Genomic DNA, 4,629 nt, shown 5'->3' on the forward strand with positions numbered 1-4,629 from the left:
GCCGCCGCGGGGCGCCGGCTGGCCGCCTACCGCCGCCACCGGCGGCTGTACCCGCTGTGGGCGGCGCTGCACGAGGCCATCCCGACGATCGCCCTGACCCCCGCCCACAGCCCGTTCGCCGACCGGCTGACGGTGCGCCGGCTGGAGTTCCGGCTCTACCGGCGGGTCATCGAGATCCGGGACGGCCAGCTGGCGCTGCGCGGCCATTACGACCCGGCGGCCGAGGAGGAGGCCCGCCGCGCGGGCGTCGCGGCGGGCCTGTCCGGGGACGCCCTGCGGGCCCATCTGGAGGCGGTGCGGATCCGGGCCGCCCTCGCGCACCGGGCGCGGCACGGCGCGGCCGCGGCGGGCCACACGCCGGCCGGCCCGCCGGCGCCGGGCGGACCCTCCGAGCACACCGGGCTGTCCGACGAGACCGCGTGGCTGGTCCGGGTCGCCACCGCGTTCGCCGCTCTGCCGCCGTCGGTGGCCGCGGCGGGTGGCGAGAAGGAGCCGGCCCGGGTGAAATCGGTTCCGTAGCGCGCCCTTTGGGTTGATAGCGTCCCGGGGAGACATCCCCAACGGAAGGGCCGTCGTGCCAGTACGTCTTGATGTGCAGTACCAGCTCGCCACCACCCCGGCGGGCAAGGCCGTCGACATCTACCGCCCCGCGCCGCGGGCGGCGGCTCCGCTGCCGACGGTGGTCCTGTGGCACGGCATCGGGCCGGACGAGCGGGACGTGCTGGAGCCGCTGGCGCGGGCGGTCGCCGGGCTGGGTCTGCTGGTGATGGTGCCGGACTGGCGCTCGGACGCCCCGGACGGCGGCCGCGCCCATCTGCTGGACTCCCTGGCCTTCGCCCGGGCCGCGGCGGCGGAGCACGGCGGTGACGGCGAGCGGATCGTGCTGGCCGGTTGGTCGGCCGGCGCACCGGCCGCGCTGGGCGTCGCGCTCCACCCCGAGGTCGCCGGTGGGCTGCGGCCGGCGGCAGTCGTGGGGATCTCCTCCCGCTACGACCGCCCGGCGCGCACGACCGGTGTCCCCCCGCTGGACGAGCTGACGACCGACGGCGCCAAGGCGTTCCGGCCGGTGCCGGTGCGGCTGGTGCACGGCACGGCCGACGACCTCATGGACGCCACGTCCTCGCGGGAGCTCATCGGGGTGCTCACCGGGCTGGGCTGGTCCGTGAGCCTGGAGGAGGTGCCGGCCGACCACACCGGGACGATCATGGCCGCGTTCGACCCTGAGTCCGGCCGCTGCCGCCCCAGCGAGGACGCGGCGGTCCTGTCGGTGGGCGCGGTCACGGCCCGGACGATCGCCGGGGCGGCCGGGGTGTCCCCCGTCTGAGCGGGGGACACCGTCCCCGCCGGGCCGGGACTCAGCCCTCGGCGCCCTCGACGAGGTCGCCGCGGAAGAGTCCCGACCCGGCGGGGACGGCGGCCGGGTCGCTACCGAGGTCCACGGCCTTGTTCCGCTCGTCGACGAAGACCACCCGGGGCTCGAACGCCTTGGCCTCGGCGTCGTCCATGGACGCGTACGCGATGACGATGACCAGATCACCGGGGCTGATCAGGCGGGCGGCGGCACCGTTGATGCCGATCACGCCGGAGCCGCGCGGGCCCTCGATGACATAGGTCGACAGCCGGGCGCCGTTGTTGACGTCGACGATGTCGACCTTCTCGCCGGGCAGCAGATCGGCGGCTTCCATGAGGTCGGCGTCGACGGTCAGCGAGCCCACGTAGTGCAGGTCGGCCTGCGTGACGGTGGCCCGGTGGATCTTGGACTTCATCATGGTGCGGTACATCGAGGTACTCCCGGAGGTAGGCTCCCTGCCTGCGTTTTTGCAGGTCAAGGGCGTTTCCCCACTGTACGACGACGGGCCCCACCGCGTCGACCGCCAACCGCGCACGGCGGCAGGGGGGCGGTCGGCGCGGCGGGGCGGGGCCGGTCAGGGCCGGCGCGCGACCTGTCCGCCGCGGCCGGCGAGGGCCCCGGTGAGCCCCATCGGTACCGCCAGGACCACCAGCGCGATCAGGCCCGGGGTCCAGCTGCCGGTCAGGTCACGGGCGGCGCCGAAGGTGGTGGGGCCGACGGCGGCGAGCAGGTAGCCCACGCACTGGGACATCGCCGACAGCAGTCCCGCCTCGTGCGTGGTGCGGGCACACAGGGACATATAGGTGATGCCCAGGGACAGCACGGCCCCCAGGCCGAGGCCGAGCAGCGCGGCCCACAGCACCGAGGCCCCGGTCGGCGCGGCGACCAGCCCGAGGAAGGCTCCGACGCACAGCAGGGTGCCGCCCACCGCCAGATGGCTCTGCCGCCGGGACCGCTGGGCCCATACGGGCACCAGCAGGGAGGTGATCACCGCGGCGCCCATGCACACGGCCAGCAGCACTCCGGCGCTGCCCTCGGAGTAGCCGTGGGAGATGTAGAAGGAGGGCAGCCAGGTGGTCGCGGTGTAGTACAGCAGGGACTGGAAGCCGTAGAACAGGGCGACGGCCCAGGCCAGTCCGCTGCGCCACAGCGAACCGCCCTCCTGCGCCCGCGGCTGGGGGAACTGCCGTCCGCGACGCAGCCGTGGCAGCCACACCAGGACCGCCGCCAGCGCCAGGACGCCCCAGACGGCGAGGCCGCCGGACCACGACAGCGACAGGGCGTCGCGCAGCGGGACGGTCGCGGCGGCGGCGGCCGCGCCGCCGCCGACCAGCATGGTGGTGTGCAGGCCGGACATCAGCCCGACGTGTCGCGGGAAATCGCGCTTGATGAGGACGGTGACGACCACATTGGCGACGGCCACCGCGGCGCCGACCAGGAAGGATCCGGCGAACAGCGGGAACAGCGACGGGACCAGGCGTACGGCGATGCCGCACAGCAGCACCAGCAGCACGGCGACCAGGGTGCGCTCCATGCCCCAGCGGCGGGCCAGCCGGGGCGCGAGCGGGGCGAAGATCCCGAAGCAGATCAGCGGGAGCGTCGACAGGGCGCCGGCGGCGCCGTTGGACATGCCGGTCTCCTGCCGGATCTCGTCCAGCAGCGGGGAGACCGCGACGATCGCGGGCCGCATGTTGATCCCGACCAGCAGCACCACGAGGGCGTACCACCACACGCGCCGGCCGCGCGGCGAGCCGGGTGCGGGCCGGGTGTCGTGTTCGGTGTCGTGTTCGGCCGGCGTGGGCGCGGCCTTCGCGGACGCGCCGGCCGCCTCGGGGCGGGGGGACACGGGGGCTTCCGATTCGGGGGTCGGGGTCACGAGCGATCCTTCCGGGGCGCCCACCGGGCCGTCGCCTCCCGCGGCATGGGGGGGCACAGGGCTCGCCGGCCGGGCGAGCGGCCCGGTGGGCATCCGAGAGTGGGTGGTCAGACGGCGTACGGCACGGGCTCCCCGTCGCCGGGGGCGACGGCATGGATGCCCCGGGCCTGGGCCGCGCGCAGGAAACGACCGCGTACGTCGTGCTGCTCGGTGTAGTACGGCGGGTTGTTGAACAGGTCGTAGTGGATCGCGCAGGCCGTGGACGCCTTGAGCACGACCGCGGCTTCGACGGCCTGTTCGGGGGTGAGCGTGGCGGGCTGGTTGGTGGGGGTGAACCCGTCGCGTCGCGTCAGCACCCCGGCGATGGGCAGGAAGGCGATGTCGAACGGGCCGTACTCGCGGGCGATCTCCCACCACTTGCCGTGCCAGATGGTGTCGCCGAAGTGGATGACGCGCAGGTCGGAGGTTTCGACGATCCATGCCACCTGATCGTCGCCACGCCAGTCGTGGGACGCGACGGGGATGACGGTGAACGGGCCGATCTCCCGCGGCTCGCCCATCTTCTGCGGGATCGCGGTCACCCCCATGCCGGCCAGGACGTCCACGATCGGGGTGTGGCAGCCGACCGTGGAGCCCTCGCTGCCGGCGATCTCGGCGAGCAGCAGCCGGTCGCAGTGGTCGGGGTGGAGATGGGTGATGAAGGCGTGCGTCCGCACTCCCTCGGGGGCCCCGATGTCGGGCATGGGGCGCCGGGGCATGCCCTGGAACGCGGCGAGGTCCGCGGTGTTCTTGAGCGCGTCGATGACCACCCGGTCGTTTCCGGCGGTCAGCTCGACCCCGGCCCACGCGAGACGCCGTACGCTGACGGCCGTTGCCGAACTCATGGTGTGCTCCTCATGACGGCGGTCCCGGTCACTGTCCATCGACGCCCAGGCCCTGGGCGACGCGGCTGCCGAGATCCTTGTGGACGTTGCTCCAGTAGTCGACGATGCGCTTCTTCGTCTCCGGCAGGACCTCGGGGGCCGAGGCGTGCGCGACGATGTTGGTCACCAGGTGCTCGCGGTCGGTGTCGGTGAGGACCCGCTCCCACAGGGCGCGCGGCTGGACGAAGTCGTCGTCCTCGGCGTGGAGCCGGTGGGCGCTGCGCACGATCTCGCCGGTGACCTCGTAGCTCTCGCCGGCCAGCAGGTTCGGGTCGGCCACCGGGCCGCCGAGGATGTTGGGCGCGTAGACGGGGTCGCCGGGGTTGTCGTACCGCATGGCGCCGTCGCGGTTGTAGGAGTGCACCGCGTTCTTGGGCCGGTTGACCGGCAGCTGGAGGTAGTTGACGCCGATCCGGTGGCGGTGGGTGTCGGGGTAGCTGAAGAGCCGGCCCTGGAGCATCTTGTCCGGCGAGGGCGCC

Annotated in this window: 6 protein-coding genes; 2 read left to right on the top strand and 4 right to left on the bottom strand. The window is 74.0% G+C overall.

Features of this window, described 5'->3' with window-relative positions:
- Positions 1-519 (top strand): MAB_1171c family putative transporter (locus AB0K09_RS29930; protein WP_366068543.1); only part of this gene is annotated, 519 nt, incomplete at its 5' end.
- Positions 520-574: 55 nt separating this feature from the next.
- Complete coding sequence (locus AB0K09_RS29935) at positions 575-1,324, top strand: alpha/beta hydrolase (RefSeq protein WP_366068544.1); 750 nt, start codon at positions 575-577, stop codon at positions 1,322-1,324.
- Positions 1,325-1,355: 31 nt separating this feature from the next.
- Here AB0K09_RS29935 and panD read toward each other — a convergent pair whose 3' ends face one another.
- From panD to AB0K09_RS29955, 4 genes are all read right to left on the bottom strand, one after another.
- Positions 1,356-1,781, bottom strand: coding sequence for an aspartate 1-decarboxylase (gene panD, locus AB0K09_RS29940; protein WP_366068545.1), 426 nt, complete (start codon positions 1,779-1,781; stop codon positions 1,356-1,358).
- 144 nt (positions 1,782-1,925) lie between these two features.
- Positions 1,926-3,227 carry an MFS transporter gene (locus AB0K09_RS29945; RefSeq protein ID WP_366068546.1) on the bottom strand — a complete coding sequence of 434 codons (1,302 nt, stop codon included), beginning with the start codon at positions 3,225-3,227 and terminating at the stop codon, positions 1,926-1,928.
- Between the two features lie 107 nt (positions 3,228-3,334).
- Entirely contained in the window at positions 3,335-4,111 is a 777-nt protein-coding gene (locus AB0K09_RS29950) for an MBL fold metallo-hydrolase (RefSeq protein WP_366068547.1), read from the bottom strand.
- A gap of 28 nt (positions 4,112-4,139) precedes the next feature.
- The coding region (locus AB0K09_RS29955) for a catalase (RefSeq protein ID WP_366068548.1) at positions 4,140-4,629 on the bottom strand (490 nt) is incomplete at its 5' end.

Origin of the sequence: Streptomyces sp. NPDC049577 (assembly GCF_040675635.1) — a bacterium.
Lineage (GTDB): Bacteria > Actinomycetota > Actinomycetes > Streptomycetales > Streptomycetaceae > Streptomyces.

What these genes read in the sequence shown, in the direction of transcription:
- AB0K09_RS29950 (WP_366068547.1), bottom strand. Translation starts at nt 4,111, where the DNA reads ATGAGTTCGGCAACGGCCGTCAGCGTACGGCGTCTCGCGTGGGCCGGG.
- panD (WP_366068545.1), bottom strand. Translation starts at nt 1,781, where the DNA reads ATGTACCGCACCATGATGAAGTCCAAGATCCACCGGGCCACCGTCACG.